The 13,787-nt window shown below is 66.2% G+C and carries 18 protein-coding genes; 9 read left to right on the forward strand and 9 right to left on the reverse strand.

Going from position 1 to position 13,787, the window contains the following annotated elements:
• Positions 1–11 precede the first annotated feature (11 nt).
• The 3 genes from ACQY9P_RS20865 to ACQY9P_RS20875 all read left to right on the forward strand — a co-directional run bounded on the left by ACQY9P_RS20865 (position 12) and on the right by ACQY9P_RS20875 (position 1,682).
• Positions 12–233, forward strand: coding sequence for a DUF2093 domain-containing protein (locus tag ACQY9P_RS20865; RefSeq protein WP_421737343.1), 222 nt, complete (start codon positions 12–14; stop codon positions 231–233).
• Complete coding sequence (locus ACQY9P_RS20870; protein WP_421738283.1) at positions 230–1,066, forward strand: M23 family metallopeptidase; 837 nt, start codon at positions 230–232, stop codon at positions 1,064–1,066. The genes ACQY9P_RS20865 and ACQY9P_RS20870 overlap by 4 nt, the downstream gene beginning before the upstream one ends.
• 106 nt (positions 1,067–1,172) lie before the next feature.
• Positions 1,173–1,682, forward strand: coding sequence for a response regulator (locus ACQY9P_RS20875; RefSeq protein ID WP_421737342.1), 510 nt, complete (start codon positions 1,173–1,175; stop codon positions 1,680–1,682).
• On the opposite strand, the gene ACQY9P_RS20880 is transcribed toward ACQY9P_RS20875, so the two are convergent.
• Positions 1,679–2,605: a lysophospholipid acyltransferase family protein gene (locus ACQY9P_RS20880; RefSeq protein WP_421737341.1), complete on the reverse strand. Its 927-nt coding sequence runs from the start codon at positions 2,603–2,605 to the stop codon at positions 1,679–1,681. The genes ACQY9P_RS20875 and ACQY9P_RS20880 overlap by 4 nt on opposite strands.
• Positions 2,606–2,733: 128 nt before the next feature.
• Between ACQY9P_RS20880 and ACQY9P_RS20885 the strand changes: the two genes are divergently transcribed.
• The 3 genes from ACQY9P_RS20885 (at position 2,734) to ACQY9P_RS20895 (ending at position 4,429) form a co-directional block, all read left to right on the forward strand.
• Positions 2,734–3,117: a helix-turn-helix transcriptional regulator gene (locus ACQY9P_RS20885; RefSeq protein WP_035044176.1), complete on the forward strand. Its 384-nt coding sequence runs from the start codon at positions 2,734–2,736 to the stop codon at positions 3,115–3,117.
• Positions 3,118–3,159: 42 nt separating this feature from the next.
• Positions 3,160–3,996: a histidinol-phosphatase gene (gene hisN / locus ACQY9P_RS20890; protein ID WP_421737340.1), complete on the forward strand. Its 837-nt coding sequence runs from the start codon at positions 3,160–3,162 to the stop codon at positions 3,994–3,996.
• Positions 3,997–4,066: 70 nt separating this feature from the next.
• Positions 4,067–4,429: a hypothetical protein gene (locus tag ACQY9P_RS20895; protein WP_421737339.1), complete on the forward strand. Its 363-nt coding sequence runs from the start codon at positions 4,067–4,069 to the stop codon at positions 4,427–4,429.
• A 9-nt stretch (positions 4,430–4,438) separates the two neighbouring features.
• Here the strand turns inward: ACQY9P_RS20895 and ACQY9P_RS20900 are convergent, their stop codons facing one another.
• The 5 genes from ACQY9P_RS20900 to ACQY9P_RS20920 form a co-directional block, all read right to left on the reverse strand.
• Positions 4,439–5,395: an alpha/beta fold hydrolase gene (locus ACQY9P_RS20900; protein ID WP_421737338.1), complete on the reverse strand. Its 957-nt coding sequence runs from the start codon at positions 5,393–5,395 to the stop codon at positions 4,439–4,441.
• Positions 5,396–5,398: 3 nt separating this feature from the next.
• Positions 5,399–5,707, reverse strand: coding sequence for an SCP2 sterol-binding domain-containing protein (locus ACQY9P_RS20905; protein ID WP_421737337.1), 309 nt, complete (start codon positions 5,705–5,707; stop codon positions 5,399–5,401).
• A gap of 92 nt (positions 5,708–5,799) precedes the next feature.
• Positions 5,800–6,468 (reverse strand): hypothetical protein, encoded by a 669-nt coding sequence (locus tag ACQY9P_RS20910; protein ID WP_421737336.1) that lies wholly within the window; start codon positions 6,466–6,468, stop codon positions 5,800–5,802.
• On the reverse strand, positions 6,465–7,352 hold the full coding sequence (locus ACQY9P_RS20915; RefSeq protein ID WP_421737335.1) for a class I SAM-dependent methyltransferase: 888 nt from the start codon (positions 7,350–7,352) through the stop codon (positions 6,465–6,467). The genes ACQY9P_RS20910 and ACQY9P_RS20915 overlap by 4 nt, the downstream gene beginning before the upstream one ends.
• Before the next feature lie 59 nt (positions 7,353–7,411).
• Positions 7,412–8,251 carry a class I SAM-dependent methyltransferase gene (locus ACQY9P_RS20920; RefSeq protein ID WP_421737334.1) on the reverse strand — a complete coding sequence of 280 codons (840 nt, stop codon included), beginning with the start codon at positions 8,249–8,251 and terminating at the stop codon, positions 7,412–7,414.
• A 231-nt stretch (positions 8,252–8,482) separates the two neighbouring features.
• Between ACQY9P_RS20920 and ACQY9P_RS20925 the strand changes: the two genes are divergently transcribed.
• Entirely contained in the window at positions 8,483–8,938 is a 456-nt protein-coding gene (locus ACQY9P_RS20925) for an Hsp20 family protein (RefSeq protein WP_421737333.1), read from the forward strand.
• A gap of 81 nt (positions 8,939–9,019) precedes the next feature.
• Here ACQY9P_RS20925 and ACQY9P_RS20930 read toward each other — a convergent pair whose 3' ends face one another.
• From ACQY9P_RS20930 to gpmA, 3 genes are all read right to left on the reverse strand, one after another.
• A complete protein-coding gene (locus ACQY9P_RS20930; RefSeq protein WP_421737332.1) occupies positions 9,020–10,285 on the reverse strand; it encodes a pentapeptide repeat-containing protein in 1,266 nt (421 codons plus the stop codon).
• 101 nt (positions 10,286–10,386) lie between these two features.
• Positions 10,387–11,646, reverse strand: a complete 1,260-nt coding sequence (locus tag ACQY9P_RS20935; protein ID WP_421737331.1) for a pentapeptide repeat-containing protein — start codon at positions 11,644–11,646, stop codon at positions 10,387–10,389.
• An 87-nt stretch (positions 11,647–11,733) separates the two neighbouring features.
• Positions 11,734–12,447 (reverse strand): 2,3-diphosphoglycerate-dependent phosphoglycerate mutase, encoded by a 714-nt coding sequence (gene gpmA / locus ACQY9P_RS20940; protein WP_421737330.1) that lies wholly within the window; start codon positions 12,445–12,447, stop codon positions 11,734–11,736.
• Between the two features lie 98 nt (positions 12,448–12,545).
• Here gpmA and ACQY9P_RS20945 point away from each other — a divergent pair, with 98 nt between their 5' ends.
• Positions 12,546–12,779 carry a hypothetical protein gene (locus ACQY9P_RS20945; RefSeq protein WP_421737329.1) on the forward strand — a complete coding sequence of 78 codons (234 nt, stop codon included), beginning with the start codon at positions 12,546–12,548 and terminating at the stop codon, positions 12,777–12,779.
• Positions 12,776–13,732 (forward strand): KpsF/GutQ family sugar-phosphate isomerase, encoded by a 957-nt coding sequence (locus ACQY9P_RS20950; protein WP_421737328.1) that lies wholly within the window; start codon positions 12,776–12,778, stop codon positions 13,730–13,732. The genes ACQY9P_RS20945 and ACQY9P_RS20950 overlap by 4 nt, the downstream gene beginning before the upstream one ends.
• The last annotated feature ends 55 nt before the right edge of the window (positions 13,733–13,787 follow it).

The raw sequence follows: 13,787 nt of genomic DNA on the forward strand, positions 1-13,787 counted from the left end.
AGAATGATCAGATGAACGCTTACGATCGCGACCTTGGAAAATCCGACGGCATGGCCGTGCTGCACTATGGCGACGGCGAATTCGCCGTGATGTCGCCAGGCCGCTACGTGCTGTGCGCCGTCAGTGGCGCGAAGGTGCCGCTGGAGGCCCTTCGCTACTGGAGCCCCGAGCATCAGGAAGCCTATGCCGGCCCGGCGGAGGCGCTGAAGCGCTGGCAAGGCCAGAACACCTGAACCGTCGCGCGCTCCTGGCGGGACTGACCGTCAGCGGTCTCGCGCCTGTCGCCCATGCCGCGGCGCCCGGTCTGGCGCTCTCGGGAAAGTTCGTTCAGGGCGGCTACGCCCTCGGCCGCACCGCGCCCCGCGCCACGATCGATCTTGACGGTGAAGTCATCGGTCTGGCCTCGGCCGACGGCTGGTTCGTGGTCGGCTTCGATCGCGACGCTCCCCCTCTGCTCAACATCACGGTCACCACCCCGGACGGCTCCGCCAGTCACGAGGCGCTGATCGCCCCGGGAACCTTCGACATCCAGCGGATCGACGGCCTGCCCTCCAATCAGGTCGCTCCGGAGGATCCCGTCCTGCTGGAGCGCATCGCAGCGGAGGGCTCACGCAAGGCCCTGGGCTTCGCCAGCGTCGCCGATATGGACGCCTTCCGGAGCGGCTTCATCCCGCCGGTCGAGGCCGCACGACGATCGGCGCGCTTTGGCGGCCAACGCATACTCAACGGCGAGCCAGGGCGTCCCCACTTTGGGGTTGACCTCGCGGCCCCGGTGGGAACCCCGGTTCGGGCGCCCGCCGGCGGCGTGGTCGTGTTCGCCGAGACGGGACTGCATTTCGAGGGTGGACTGATCCTGATCGACCACGGCCAGGGCCTGATCACGGCCTACCTTCACCTGTCTAAAATCCTCGTGAATACAGGAACTTCGGTCAGCCGGGGCCAGACAATCGCCGCTGTGGGTAAGGAAGGCCGCGCCACCGGGCCGCACCTGTGCTGGCGGATGAAGTGGCGTGGCCGAAACCTGGACCCGTCGCTCATGCTCGCGGCGACGCCGCCTCGCGTGTAACGCGAAAATAAACCCTTCATTAGCCTTGATCTCCCTATCCAGAGGTCAGGCCGCGTGCTTAACCACCACGCTCCGGTTTCCGGTGAAGTGAGGAGACGACACCCGCATGTCGGCGGAGCTTGCTAACCTGCGCTTCCTACTGGTGGACGATAACCACCACATGCGGGCCATTGTCAGCGCCATCCTCAAGGGTGTCGGTGTCAAGCACGTGCGGGAAGCCATGGACGGCGCCGAGGCGCTGCAGGCCATGCGGGAAGGTCCGGTCGACATCGCCATTGTCGATTTCAAGATGACGCCACTGGACGGCGTGCAGTTCACCCAGTTGGTCCGCAACTCGCACGACAGCGTCGACCCGTTCCTGCCCATCATCATGCTGACCGGGTTCGCCGAGCGGCACCGGGTGTTCGAGGCGCGCGACGCGGGCGTCACCGAGATCGTGGTCAAGCCCGTGACAGCGCGTTCGCTGCTGGACCGGATCAATATCGTGATCTTCCGACCACGCCCCTTCATCCGTTCGGGGGACTATTTCGGCCCCTGCCGGCGTCGGCGCGACGAGCCCAACTATTCAGGACCGTTGCGCCGCGAAAGCGACGGGCTGGGCGCGCTGGAAATCTAGACTTCCCCGGCGGCCAGCGCGGCGTAGACCTCGTTGGGCCAGCGGCGGTGCACCCAGAACCATTCGGCCGGCCGCTCGCGAATGCGCTCCTCCATGAAGGCGTTGACCAGCCGCACCCCGGCTTCGATGTCGGCCGTACGATCGCCGGTCGAGGGCAGGACGATCGGATCATGCACCACCGCCCGGAACCGCGCGCCCTTGATGCGCTGAACCGACATCGGCTGCAGCACCGTGCCAAAGCGGATCGCCAGGCGTGACGGCCCTGGCGCCGTACGGGCGTCATGTCCAAAGAACGGGGCCGAGACCCCACCGTTGAACTTCTGGTCGTTCATCAGCGCCACGGATCGGCCCTGCTTCATCCCCTCCAGCAGTTCCCGCGCGCCATCGCCGCCCTTGGGGGCGAACAGCCGAACGCCATAGCGGTGGCGGCTGGCCTTGATCCGCTCATCGACATAGGGATTGTTGGCCGCCCGATAGGTCATCTCGCAGATGACACCGGAGTCGACGATGGCGGCGGGCATCACCTCCCAGTTGGAGAGGTGACCCGAGACAAAGACCACCGGCGTCTTGTCGGCGGCGATCTGGAACAGGCGCTCCTGGTTGACGACCTCGACCCGGCCGGTCGAGGGCAGGATGCGATCCATCAGCGGGAATTCGGCGAAGGTGCGGCCCAGACCGTCCCATTGCGCCACCAGCATTTCGGCCCGCCAAGCGGCGTCCTTTTCCGGGAAGGCCAGCTTCAGATTGCGCTCGGCGACCTTGTGGGCCCCGCTCATCGGTCCAAACGTGCGACCCAGCCAGCCGCCAAAATTCGACGCGGCGTCCACGCCCAGCAGGCGAACCACCCCGATGAAGAGATCAAAACCCAGCGCCTCGCAGCGCCAGAGCAGGTCCTGGGCCCAAGGCCGACGCTTATCCGACATGGCTTCTTAGTAGGCTGGCTTGCACGCCGCGCGCAACGCCGCTTCGCCCGGCACGCGACTTGCGACCGTTGATGCGGACCGTTCCGTTTCGGGACGCTCGATAGATAGCAGGGGGGGCTTGGCTTTCCATGGGTAACGACATCGACGTGCATCTGGGCAAGCGACTGCGCCGCCGCCGCCGCCTGCTGGGTCTGACCCAGCAGCAACTGGCCGGCACGGTGGGGGTGCGATTCCAGCAGATCCAGAAATATGAATGCGGAGCCAACCGCATCTCGGCCGCTCGCCTCTGGCAGTTGTCCGAGGCGCTGGAGGTGCCGGTGGGCTATTTCTACGACGGCCTTTCGGATCAGGCCCGGCGCGAGACCGCTAGCGAGGCCGAAGGCGGTGAGATGTTCGCCCGCAAGGAAACGCTGGATCTGATCCGCGCCTACTACCTGCTCGGTGAACGTCCGCGTCGTCGTCTACTGGATCTGGCCAAGTCTCTGAACGGCGGCGAACACGCCGACGCGTAGTCTCCGGTAGCGTACGTGCGGCGGGGGCGTTAAACCCCGCCCATGACGCTTTCCGCTGACCGGCTCGTGGCGCTTGACGCCTTCATCATCGATCTCAACCGAGCTTCGGCCGAGGTGATCCTCCCGCTGTTCCGGGCTGATCACGGGCTTGAAGACAAGGGCGCCGGCAAAAACCTGCCGCGTGATTCCCATGGCGCCTTCGATCCGGTGACGGAAGCCGATCGCGGCGCGGAAGCGGTTATCCGCAAGCTGATCGCGGAGCACTATCCCGAGCACGGCGTGATCGGCGAGGAATATGGCGAGGATCGACCTGACGCCGAGTTCGTCTGGGTGCTCGATCCCATCGACGGCACCCGCGCCTTCATTTCGGGACTGCCTCTCTGGACAACCCTGATCGGCCTGCGCCATCAGGGCCGCCCCGTGCTCGGCTCGATCGGCCAGCCCTATGTCGGCGAGATCTTTATCGGCCACGCGGGTGGCTCGCGCCTGCTCGCACGCGGCCAGACCACGCCCCTGCAGGTCCGCGAGTGCGCGAACCTGACCGACGCCGTCATCGCCACCACGGACGCCGACGCCTGTTTCGATGGGGCTGAGCGCGGCGCCTGGCTGCAGGTTCGCGCCGCCGCCAAGCTGGCCCGCCTGGGCTGCGACGCCTATGCCTACGCCATGGTCGCCATGGGCAAGATGGACATGGTCATCGAAGCCGGCCTGAAGTCGTGGGACATCGAGGCGGCCATCCCCGTCGTCGAAGGCGCCGGCGGCATCGTCACCGACTGGCGCGGCGAGCCGATCGGCAAGAACGGCGGCCAGATGGTGATCTCGGGCGACCGCAGACCGCTGGATGAAGCGCTGGTTTCCCTCAGGCGTTCAGCGAAATAGTCGAAACACGTCTAGATTGATTTTTCTGCAGCCCGTGCTTTGATCTCTCTCGCACGGGTTTGGAACCATCATGGACTCCCATCTATGGCAGAGCTTGCGGGGTCTCGTTATCGCGCAAGGCCTACTGCTGCTGTTCGCGACCCTTCCCTACTGGTGTGTCGCCAGACGCACGGCCTCGACGCGTAACCTGCTGATCGCCGCCGGTTTGCCGACAATTGTCGCGGCGACACCGTTCCTGGCCCTGGCCCTGCTGTCCTGGCGCTACTTCTTCGTCGCGCCTCTGGGGCTGCTAGCGACAACCGTTCTGACAGCGATCATCTGGGGCATTTTCAACAGGCGGCAGCGGCTGGCGACGGCGGTGTCGGTCGGCCCCTTCCTGATGCTGAGCACCTGGACCTTCCTGACCCTGGGAGTATTCGGCTCGGGAATGTGAAGCAGGCTGTCAGGCCCTGGGCGCGACCGCGTCGACCGTCTCGTCGAACGCCTTCCAGAACCGCGCCCGATGGTCGTCGATCTCGATCAGGATTTCGTGGAACGCGCCCGCCACCTCCAGGTAGCGCCCCTTGGGGATCCGACTGGCGATCGCCCTGAGGTCGGCGTTCAGCACGCGGGTGTCCTCCGCCGCCCCGACGATGGTCACCGGGATCGATATGGCCTCCACGCCCGAAGCGCGGCGCAGCCAGGCGCAGGCTGAAAAGGCGAAGTCGACCCAGCCCCAGGTCGCGCCGCCCAGGGCGATGTCGCGATTGGACAGCAGTTGCGCCCTGTAGCGCTCATAGCGGGCCCGATCGTGGGTCAGGGCGTCGGTGGCGAAGCTATCGGCGAAGGGATCCCCCCTGTCGCCCAAGGTGTAGTCGCCGGCGAACCCGGCGCGGGCCATGATCCAGGCCAGAGCGCGCGCCGCTCGGGTGGGACGGCCGCCGGTGTTCAGGCCTAGCATCGGAGCGGAGAGCACGCAGGCGGAAAACCTATTCTCGCCGTGGGCCAGGGCCAGGGTCGTCAGACAGCCGCCCATCGAATGCCCCAGGGCGATCCAGGGTTTGGGCAGGCGGTCTTCGAAGGTGTTCAGGAGGGCCGTGTAGTCAGCCAGGAAGGGCTTGAACCCCTGGGCATGACCCTTGAGTCGATCCGGCAGGGCGCGGGCCGACAGCCCCTGCCCTCTCCAGTCGTGGACCAGGACCGCGAAGCCACGGTTCAGCAGGTCCTCGACGACCTCGTAATATTTCTCGATCGGTTCGCTTCGGCCCGGACTGACAATCACCGAGCCACGGGGCTTGCCCGCCGGGAAAAAGGAAGCGGCGCGGAGGGTCGCCCCATCCGCGCCGACAAACCATTCAGCCGTGCCATGGTCTGGAACAGGCGCCTCGGGAATGGAAACCAGAGGCGCGCGCTCCGGCATGGATCAGCGCATCTTTGCGAACAGCGTCGCCATCTTGGACTGCAGCGCCATGGCGGCGCCCATGTCCGACAGCTTCAGCTTGCCGGTCATCACCGCCATGGTGGGGTCCAGCGTGCCGGCGCCGATGGCCAGCAGATCGTCCATGGCCAGGGTCATGGTCAGGTCGGCGGGCTTGTCTTCGTTGGTGACCGAGCCGCCATCGATGTGGACAACGCCGGCGTCCTTGAGGTCGAACTTCAGGCTCTTGCCCAGCCCGCTGTCGTCGCCCACGGCGCCTTTGATACGGTCGGTGATTTCCTGCAGCGTGGCCATGAGCGCGATCTCCCTGTGTGTTTCGCGTGGTGATTGGCGATAGCTAGACCGGGCAGGGACGACAAGTAAACACCGTTCAGACCCGGGCCGGCCTATTTCTTCTTCGGATAGAACCCGACCTTAGTTGGCGATTTTGTCAACTTTACCCTTACGGCGCCCTGGAAATCCTCGGGACGGAAATATGGGGTTTCCTTGACCTGAGGCAGGGGCTGGGTGCGCCCATCGGCGAAGACCGCGACGCCGCTTATCGCCTTCACAAAGGCCACGCCGCCCATCTTGGGGGCGAGCATGGCCGCAGGTCCCGCCTGACGACGGATAACGCTGTTGGTCTCTTCGACCGTGGCCACCAGTTCCCTGACCTCGTACTCGGTGTCAGGCTTCAGCGTCGTGACAAAGCTCATCATCGATCCGAACTTGGCCCCGGCCGGCGCATCGAACACCACCTTGGCGTCTGAAAGCTGAGCCAGGCTCGGCGTTCGCTCGAAAAAGCCGTCCACGCCGATCGGGATGACAGTCCTTGCGCCGTTGGCCTCGATCAGGGTCGCCTTCTGGCCAGAGATGGCCTTGCCGTCGAACCGGGGCGAATAGATCAGACGAAAGCGGGTCTTGTCGCTGGGCGGCAACTTGAGAAACTTTTCCAGAAAGGGAAACGCCTTGCCTGTCGGGATGGCCAGCTCGTCCGCGCTGGCGGGCGAGACAGCGCACGCCGCCACGACCAAGGCCAGGGCCAGACCCGCGCGATGGGTCATCGTCAGACTCATTTGGGCTTCACGAACTTGAGGGTCATGCGGTCGCTCTCTCCGATAGCGTCATACCTGGCGTGATCGAAACCGGGTTCGGCCGGCTCGCCGCGCGGGGCGGACAGGCGGGTGGGCGGCAGGGTCCAGACCCCGAAGGGATGGTCCTTGGTGTCCTTTGGATTGGCGTTGATCTCGCTGGAGCCGGCCATGATGAAGCCGGCCTCCTTGGCCATCTGGATCACATAGGCTTCCTGCACATAGCCGTCGGCGGCTAGGACGTCCTGGACCCGCCCCGGCTCACCGCGATGCTCCTCCACGCCTAGGATCCCGCCAGGCTTGAGGGCCACCAGGGCGTCCTTGAAGGCTTTTTCGGCGATGCCGCCAGCCATCCAGTTGTGCACGTTGCGCAGGAACAGCACGAGGTCGGCGGAGCCCGCGGGCGCGACGGGGCCCGTTGTGGGGCCAAAGCTGGTGATCTCGACCTTGCCGTAGAGCCTGGGCTTTTCGTTCAGCTTGCGTCGATAGGCCTCGACGATCTCGGCGGCGGCCGGATCGCTGGGGTCGGCCTGCAGGGTCGCGGCGTAGAGCTTGCCCTTCGTCGACGCCAGGAACGGCGCCAGGATTTCAGTGTACCAGCCCGCGCCGGGCCAGAATTCGACGACCGTCTGACCGGGTTTCAGCTCCCAGAATCCGAGGGTCTCGACGGGATGGCGCCAGATGTCACGCGCCCGGTCGGCGGGAGATCTCCAGGTCCCGGCGACGGAGGCCTCGATCGTGTCCGCGCCGCCCTTCACGGGCGCCTTGGGGGTCTCCGAGGCGGTCTTCTTGCGGCCACAGCCGACAAGCCCGGTCGCCGCCCCGCCGACGATCAGACCGCGCCGGGACCATGAAAGCTCTGGACGCATCGTTCCCCCGTTTCCTCTGCCGCCAGGCTAGGTGGCGACCTTGGCCAAAAGGCGCCGGATCAGGATGGTTTGCGGAATCGCAGGGTCATCCGGTCGCTCTCGCCGATCGCGTCGTACTTGGTTCGGTCGAAACTGGGATCGGCCGGCTGACCGGCGGGCGCGGTGCGCTTGACCGGAGGCAGGGTCCACACGCCGAAGGGATGATCCTTGGTATCCTTGGGATTGGCGTTGATTTCGGACTTGGCGTCCAGCTTGAAGCCCGCCTTCTCCGCCAGCGCGATCACGGTCGCGGTGGCGAGATAACCATCGGCGCCGGCGCTGTTTTCGGGCTTGGGGTCGGCGCGATGGTCCTCGACCGCCAGAACGCCGCCCGGCTTCAGCACCGCGAAGAAGTCGGCGAACACCTTGTCGGCGACGCCGGGTTGAACCGTCCAGTTATGGACGTTGCGAGCGGTGAGAACGAGATCGGCCGACCCCGGCGCGCCCAACGGGGCCGAGACCGCGCCAAAATTGGCATAGCCGACCTTGCCGTAGCGCGCTTCGTCGGCGAAGCGCGCCTCGAAGGCGGCGCGACCCTTTCGGGCGCCCTCCGACAGCTTTGGATTGGCCAAGTCGGCGACGCCGGCGATGTAGGTCCCGCCGGTGGCCTTGGCGTAGGGGGCGAGAATCTCGGTCCAGTAGCCGTTGCCTGGCGAGACCTCGATCACGGCCTGCCCGGGCTTCAGCCCCCAGAACACCAGGCTGTCATAGGGATGACGAGCGCCGTCGCGGGCCACATCCTCAGCGGGACGGGCGGACGAAGCGACAGCGGCTTTGAGCGCTGTATCGGCGGCGAAGGCGGACGGCGCGGCCAGGCAGAGCGCAGCGGCCAGGAACAGGACTTGGCGACGGTGGGGCATCTTCTTGGTCTCTTCCGCGTCAGGTGCGGCGACCTTAGCGGGGGCCAGCAGGCGATCAAGCTTTTCACCCGCGATGTTGGAAATCAGCCCTTGAAGTCCAAATCGGGGATCCCACCTGTCTAAACGAAGGCGCTGGAAACCCGGGCCTTCCGGACTGCGGGCGATGCCGATTTCGGGTCGCCACAGGTACGAACATCAAACACGACCTTGCTTGAAGAGAAGGATGTGACCATGCGTACGATCGACCTTTCCCCCCTTTACCGCTCGCTCGTCGGCTTTGACCGTCTGGCCGCGCAGCTCGACGCCGCCGCCAACAACGAAGCCGCCTCGGGCTATCCCCCCTACAACATCGAGCGCACCGACGAGAACGCTTACCGCATCGAAATCGCCGTCGCCGGCTTCAAGCCGGAAGAGCTGGCGATCGAGGTGAAGGAGAACCTTCTCACCGTCACCGGCCGCAAGACGGCCAATGACGAAGCCAAGCGCTACCTGCATCGCGGCCTGGCCGAGCGTAATTTCGAGCGGAAGTTCCAGCTGGCCGACTATGTGATCGTCACGGATGCGGCGCTGGCCGACGGTCTGCTTTCGATCGCCCTGAAGCGCGAACTGCCCGAAGCGCTGAAGACCCGCACCATCGAGATCAAGACGACCCCCGCGCCGCTGATCGAAGGTGAAAAGGCCGCCTAAGCGACGGCCTTCGGTACTGTCTTCCCAATCCCCCCCGACTTCTGGCGGCGCAGCGATGCGCCGCCTTTTTCGTGGGCGGGATCAGGCCGGCGCGGAGAGGTCCAGGCCCTGGGCCTGGTTGAGGTCGCAGTCGCGGAAGCTGGCGCGATGGGCTCTCGCGCCCGTGAAGTCCGCGCCGCGCAGGTCAGCGCCGTCGAACACCGCCTCGCTGAGATCGGCCGTCTGGAACATCACATAGCGCAGGCGCGCCGAGGCCAGGCTCGTCACGGTCCGGCGATCCGGCCCCAGGGGCAGCGGGCTCAGGAAGGCCTGGCGGAGATCCGCCTTTGTGAGATTGGCGCCGGTCAGCTTGGCGCCGCGCAGGTCAGCGCCGCGCAGATCGGCCGCGCGCAGATCCGCGTTCTGAAGATTGGCGCCCTGCAGTTGGGCTCCGGACAGGTCCAGCCCCACCATGCAGGCGCCCTTGGCGCTCATGGCGGTCAGACGCAGGCCTTTCAGCTTGTCACCCAATGGGCGCAAATCCTCGCCGTCCAGCCGCGCGCACTCGCCTTCCTTGCCGCCGGTCTGGCACCAGCGCTGGTTGGCCATGGCCCGTTGATAAAGCTCCTGCGCCTTGGCCTGGGCCTGGGGCGTCACCGTGACCAGGGCGCCGGTCATGCTGGCGCCGGAGGTGCGGGCCGTCGACGTGTCGACCCCGGCCATGACCGAGCCCTGCAGGTTGGCGCCCTCGAGATTGGCGCCCTTGATGTCAGCCCCGTCAAGGATCGCGCCAGACAGGTTGGCTTCCTTCAGGTTGGCGCCGGACAGCTTGGCGCCGCGCAGCGAACAGTCGCTGAAATCGGCCTTGAAGGCCGAAACGCCCTCGAACTGCGAGCCGTCCAGGGTGGCGCCCGAGAAGTTGACCTCGTCGACCTCGCCGGTGCGCGTTTCATGGCGCAGGGTGTCGAGACCCTTGCGGGGGTGCGGAACGGCGATCTGCCCTTCGCGGAAGTCGGCTTGGGTGAGGTCAGCCTGGGCCAGATTTGCGCCGCGCAGGCATGCGCCGCGCAAATCGGCCCGGATCAACACCGCCTGTCGAAGGTCCGCCTTGCGCAGGTCGCAACCAAAGAGGTTGGCGCGCTCCAGCTTGGTGCGGACCAGGCGACAGCCGTCGAGGACGGAGCCCGAGAAATCGGCGTCGGCCAGATTGCGGAAAGAAAGATCCAGACCGGACAGGTTCGTGAACTTCAGGGCGGCGCGTTTCCCCCCCTGCTTGCCAGCCACGAATTTCTCGTGGGCGGTCACGATCATGTCGAGCTCGGCCTGGCTCAGGCGTCGTCTGCCAGCCATGCTCAGCGCGGCGGTCATGCCCTGCTATCTCCCCCGAAAGTCAAAGCGCTTGAAGCCGGCCACAATAACGGCGATCGACGAGCGAACCGTTAAGAACCGCGCCAAATTGTCGCGGCCTTCTAGATGACGTCGTCGAGCCCCCTCGCCCCCAAGCGGATGGAGCCGGTGATGTCGACATCCTTGAGCAGCGCGTTGGTGAAATTGGCGCGCGACAGGTCCGCGCCGCTGAGGCAGGCCTGCCTGAGATCGGCGCGCGCCAGATCGGCGTTTGTCAGCAGCACGCCGGTCAGGTCCGACGGCAGCAGTCGATCACGTCCGATCAACAAAGGTCCCAACTGCGCGTCACGCAGATCAGATCCCGACAGCTTCGCGCCCTTCAGGCGGGCCCCGCGAAGGTCGGCATGGCGCAGGTTGCAGGCCCTGAGGTCCGCGCCCTCCAGCTGGGCGCCCTGCATCTGCACGCCCTCCATGTCGAGGCCGTAGAACACCGCGCCCTTGGCCGACAGAGCCGTCAGGTTGAAGCCGCGGACAGATTTCAGGTTGCGGAGGTCCGCCTTGTCGAAGGACGACGGCTTGCCTTCGGCGCCGCCGGTCTCGCACCAGCGAGCGTGGTCGGCGATCATCTGCTCGTAGGGCATGTCGGAGATGCTCGTGCCCGACGGCTTGTCGGTCAGGGCTCCCTCCATGTTGGTGTCGTTGACATTCCACGACTGGGTCTTGGCGCCCACAAGCACGGTGTTGCGCAGGTCCGCGCCGGCCAGATTGGCGCCCGACAGATCGGCCCCCGCCAGATTGGCGCCATTAAAATTGGCCTGTTTCAGATTGGCCCGGACGAGCTTGGCGTCTTTCAGGATCGCGTCGCTGAAGTCAGCCTTGGTCGCCACGATGCCCGACAGGCGCGAACGCTCCAGGTTCGCGCCCGCCAGCACGGCGCCGGTCGCATAGGCCTCGCGCTGCACGGGCTCGATGATCTTGTAGCCTTCCTTGCGGTCGGCCGCGGCGATCGAGCCTTCGCGCAGGTCGGCCTCGAACAAGTCCGCGCCGGTCAGATTGGCGCCGCGCAGGCTGGAGCCGCGCAGGTCCGCCCGGCGCATCGACGCGTCGGTCAGGTCGGCGCCCTGCATGTCGGCGCCGTACATGTTGGCGTTATCGAGCTTGGCCTTGCGCATGTCGCAGCCCACCAGCAAGGCGCCGGTGAAATCCGCGTCGCAGAGGTTGCGCTCGGTTACGGACAGACCGGACAGGTCGCAGAAGGCGAAGACCGCGCGTGCGCCGCCAAGCCGGGCCGCCCACAGGCGGTCATGCTTGGCGCAGATAACGTCCACGTCATATTGCGTCAGGCGCCGGTACTCGTGGCCTGACGCCACCGGGGCGGTCATGATGCTTGCGATCTATCCCAGAATGGATTGACCCCGACCATGCCCCCCGGCGCATTAACGCTGAGTTTCCAAGCGCTTCCCTGAAAATCAGGCGATCGGCGGCAGCTTTTCCGCGCGGCTCTCGTCCAGGTAGCGGACAGCTACAGGCCTGAGCGCCGCGTCCAGATCGATCACCAGCGGATTGCCTGTCGGGATCTCGACATGGACGATGTCCGAGTCCGGAACCTTGAACAGGTGCTTGACGATGGCCCGCAGCGAATTGCCGTGGGCGGCGACCAGGATGGTCTCGCCGGCGGCCAGCTTCGGCGCGATATCCGACTCCCAGTAGGGCAGAACGCGGACCAGGGTGGTGGCCAGGCTTTCCGTGCTCGGCAGGTCCTTGCCGGCGTAGCGGCGGTCCTTGCTGAAGTCGTACTCACCGCCAGGCGCGAGTTCCGGAGGGGGGATGTCATAGGAGCGGCGCCAGATCGTAACCTGTTCCTCGCCGTGCTTGGCGGCGGTCTCGGCCTTGTTCAGCCCCGTCAGCCCGCCGTAGTGGCGCTCATTCAGGCGCCAGTCCTTGGTCACCGGCACGAAGCTCTGCCGGGCGGCGTCCAGCGCCAGATTGCAGGTGCGGATGGCGCGGGTCTGGACCGAGGTGAAAGCCTCGTCGATGTCGATGCCCGCGGCCTTGATCAGTTCGCCGCCCTTTCGCGCCTGGGCTTCGCCCTCGGCGGTCAGGTCAACGTCCACCCAGCCGGTGAAGCGGTTCTCGAGATTCCATTGGCTTTGGCCATGGCGAAGCAGAACGAGGACGGGCATCGAGCCTCCTTGAGAATGTCACCGGCGGGCTATGCCCACCCGGGCCCGACGTCAAGCGCCCCCTCCCCGTCCGCGCGACACATGCTATACGCACGTGCATGTCTGACCGCTTCTTCCTGCCTCTCATGGCGCTGATCGCCCTCGCGATGATCTCCCTCTCCATGGTCTGGCCCCAGGGCTACGGCGCCCGCTCGCCAGCTCCGTTCGGCCACACCCCTATCCAGCAGACCGCCGAGATGCGCGCCAAGATCGAACGCGAGAAAGAGAGCGCCCGCAAACGCGCCGAGGAAGCCATCCGCGCCGTGAAGGCCGCCGACGGGAACGCCCAGTGAGGGACTTCGACGCCATCGCCGTTGGCCAACGGGTAATCCTGGGCGAAGCCGACGCGCTGCGCACGCTGTCCGACGATCTGGGCGAGACCTTCACCAAAGCTGTCGAGACGATTTTCAACGCCAAGGGCCGGGTCGTCTGCACCGGGATGGGCAAGTCCGGCCACGTGGCGCGCAAGATCGCCGCGACCCTGGCCTCGACCGGAACCTCGGCGATGTTTGTCCATCCGGCCGAGGCCAGCCACGGCGACCTGGGTATGATCGGCCCCGACGACGTCGTCCTGGCCCTGTCGAAATCGGGCGCGGGCCGTGAACTGTCCGACACCCTGGCCTACGCCAAGCGCTTCTCCATCCCGTTGATCGCCATGACCGCCGTGGCGGATAGCCAACTGGGCCGCGCCGCCGACACCCTGCTGCTGCTGCCGGACGCACCGGAAGCGACCGCCGAGGTCAGCGCCCCGACCACCTCAACCACCCTTCAGATCGCCCTCGGCGACGCCCTGGCCGTGGCGCTGCTGGAACGTCGGGGCTTCACCGCCAGCGACTTCCGCGTCTTCCACCCCGGCGGCAAGCTGGGCGCGATGCTGAGCACTGTCGGCGACCTTATGCATGGTGAGCGGGAACTCCCGCTGACCCCCGCCGCCACGACGATGCGCGACGCCCTGCTGGTGATGAGCGAAAAGCGCTTCGGCGCGGTTGGCGTGCTGGACGAGGCGGGCCGGCTGATCGGCCTGATCACCGACGGCGACCTTCGCCGGCACATGGACGGCCTGCTGGACCATCGCGCCGACGAGGTCATGACCCGCGCGCCCCTGACCATCGCCCCCCACGCCCTGGCCGCTGAAGCGCTCAAGATCATGAACGAGCGCCGCATCACCGTGCTGTTCGTCGTGGAGGGGGATCGCCCTGTCGGCATCCTGCATGTTCACGACTTGCTACGGGCGGGCGTGATCTAGGCAAAATTCCGATTTCCATCCTGTTTGTCATACGACGGCGCTAGCGGCATGAGCG

This window comes from Caulobacter sp., assembly GCF_965279145.1.
GTDB lineage: Bacteria > Pseudomonadota > Alphaproteobacteria > Caulobacterales > Caulobacteraceae > Caulobacter.

What these genes read in the sequence shown, in the direction of transcription:
- ACQY9P_RS20865 (WP_421737343.1), top strand. Translation starts at nt 12, where the DNA reads ATGAACGCTTACGATCGCGACCTTGGAAAATCCGACGGCATGGCCGTG.
- ACQY9P_RS20875 (WP_421737342.1), top strand. Translation starts at nt 1,173, where the DNA reads ATGTCGGCGGAGCTTGCTAACCTGCGCTTCCTACTGGTGGACGATAAC.
- ACQY9P_RS20880 (WP_421737341.1), bottom strand. Translation starts at nt 2,605, where the DNA reads ATGTCGGATAAGCGTCGGCCTTGGGCCCAGGACCTGCTCTGGCGCTGC.
- ACQY9P_RS20885 (WP_035044176.1), top strand. Translation starts at nt 2,734, where the DNA reads ATGGGTAACGACATCGACGTGCATCTGGGCAAGCGACTGCGCCGCCGC.
- hisN (WP_421737340.1), top strand. Translation starts at nt 3,160, where the DNA reads ATGACGCTTTCCGCTGACCGGCTCGTGGCGCTTGACGCCTTCATCATC.
- ACQY9P_RS20895 (WP_421737339.1), top strand. Translation starts at nt 4,067, where the DNA reads ATGGACTCCCATCTATGGCAGAGCTTGCGGGGTCTCGTTATCGCGCAA.
- ACQY9P_RS20900 (WP_421737338.1), bottom strand. Translation starts at nt 5,395, where the DNA reads ATGCCGGAGCGCGCGCCTCTGGTTTCCATTCCCGAGGCGCCTGTTCCA.
- ACQY9P_RS20905 (WP_421737337.1), bottom strand. Translation starts at nt 5,707, where the DNA reads ATGGCCACGCTGCAGGAAATCACCGACCGTATCAAAGGCGCCGTGGGC.
- ACQY9P_RS20910 (WP_421737336.1), bottom strand. Translation starts at nt 6,468, where the DNA reads ATGAGTCTGACGATGACCCATCGCGCGGGTCTGGCCCTGGCCTTGGTC.
- ACQY9P_RS20915 (WP_421737335.1), bottom strand. Translation starts at nt 7,352, where the DNA reads ATGCGTCCAGAGCTTTCATGGTCCCGGCGCGGTCTGATCGTCGGCGGG.
- ACQY9P_RS20920 (WP_421737334.1), bottom strand. Translation starts at nt 8,251, where the DNA reads ATGCCCCACCGTCGCCAAGTCCTGTTCCTGGCCGCTGCGCTCTGCCTG.
- ACQY9P_RS20925 (WP_421737333.1), top strand. Translation starts at nt 8,483, where the DNA reads ATGCGTACGATCGACCTTTCCCCCCTTTACCGCTCGCTCGTCGGCTTT.
- ACQY9P_RS20930 (WP_421737332.1), bottom strand. Translation starts at nt 10,285, where the DNA reads ATGACCGCCGCGCTGAGCATGGCTGGCAGACGACGCCTGAGCCAGGCC.
- ACQY9P_RS20935 (WP_421737331.1), bottom strand. Translation starts at nt 11,646, where the DNA reads ATGACCGCCCCGGTGGCGTCAGGCCACGAGTACCGGCGCCTGACGCAA.
- gpmA (WP_421737330.1), bottom strand. Translation starts at nt 12,447, where the DNA reads ATGCCCGTCCTCGTTCTGCTTCGCCATGGCCAAAGCCAATGGAATCTC.
- ACQY9P_RS20945 (WP_421737329.1), top strand. Translation starts at nt 12,546, where the DNA reads ATGTCTGACCGCTTCTTCCTGCCTCTCATGGCGCTGATCGCCCTCGCG.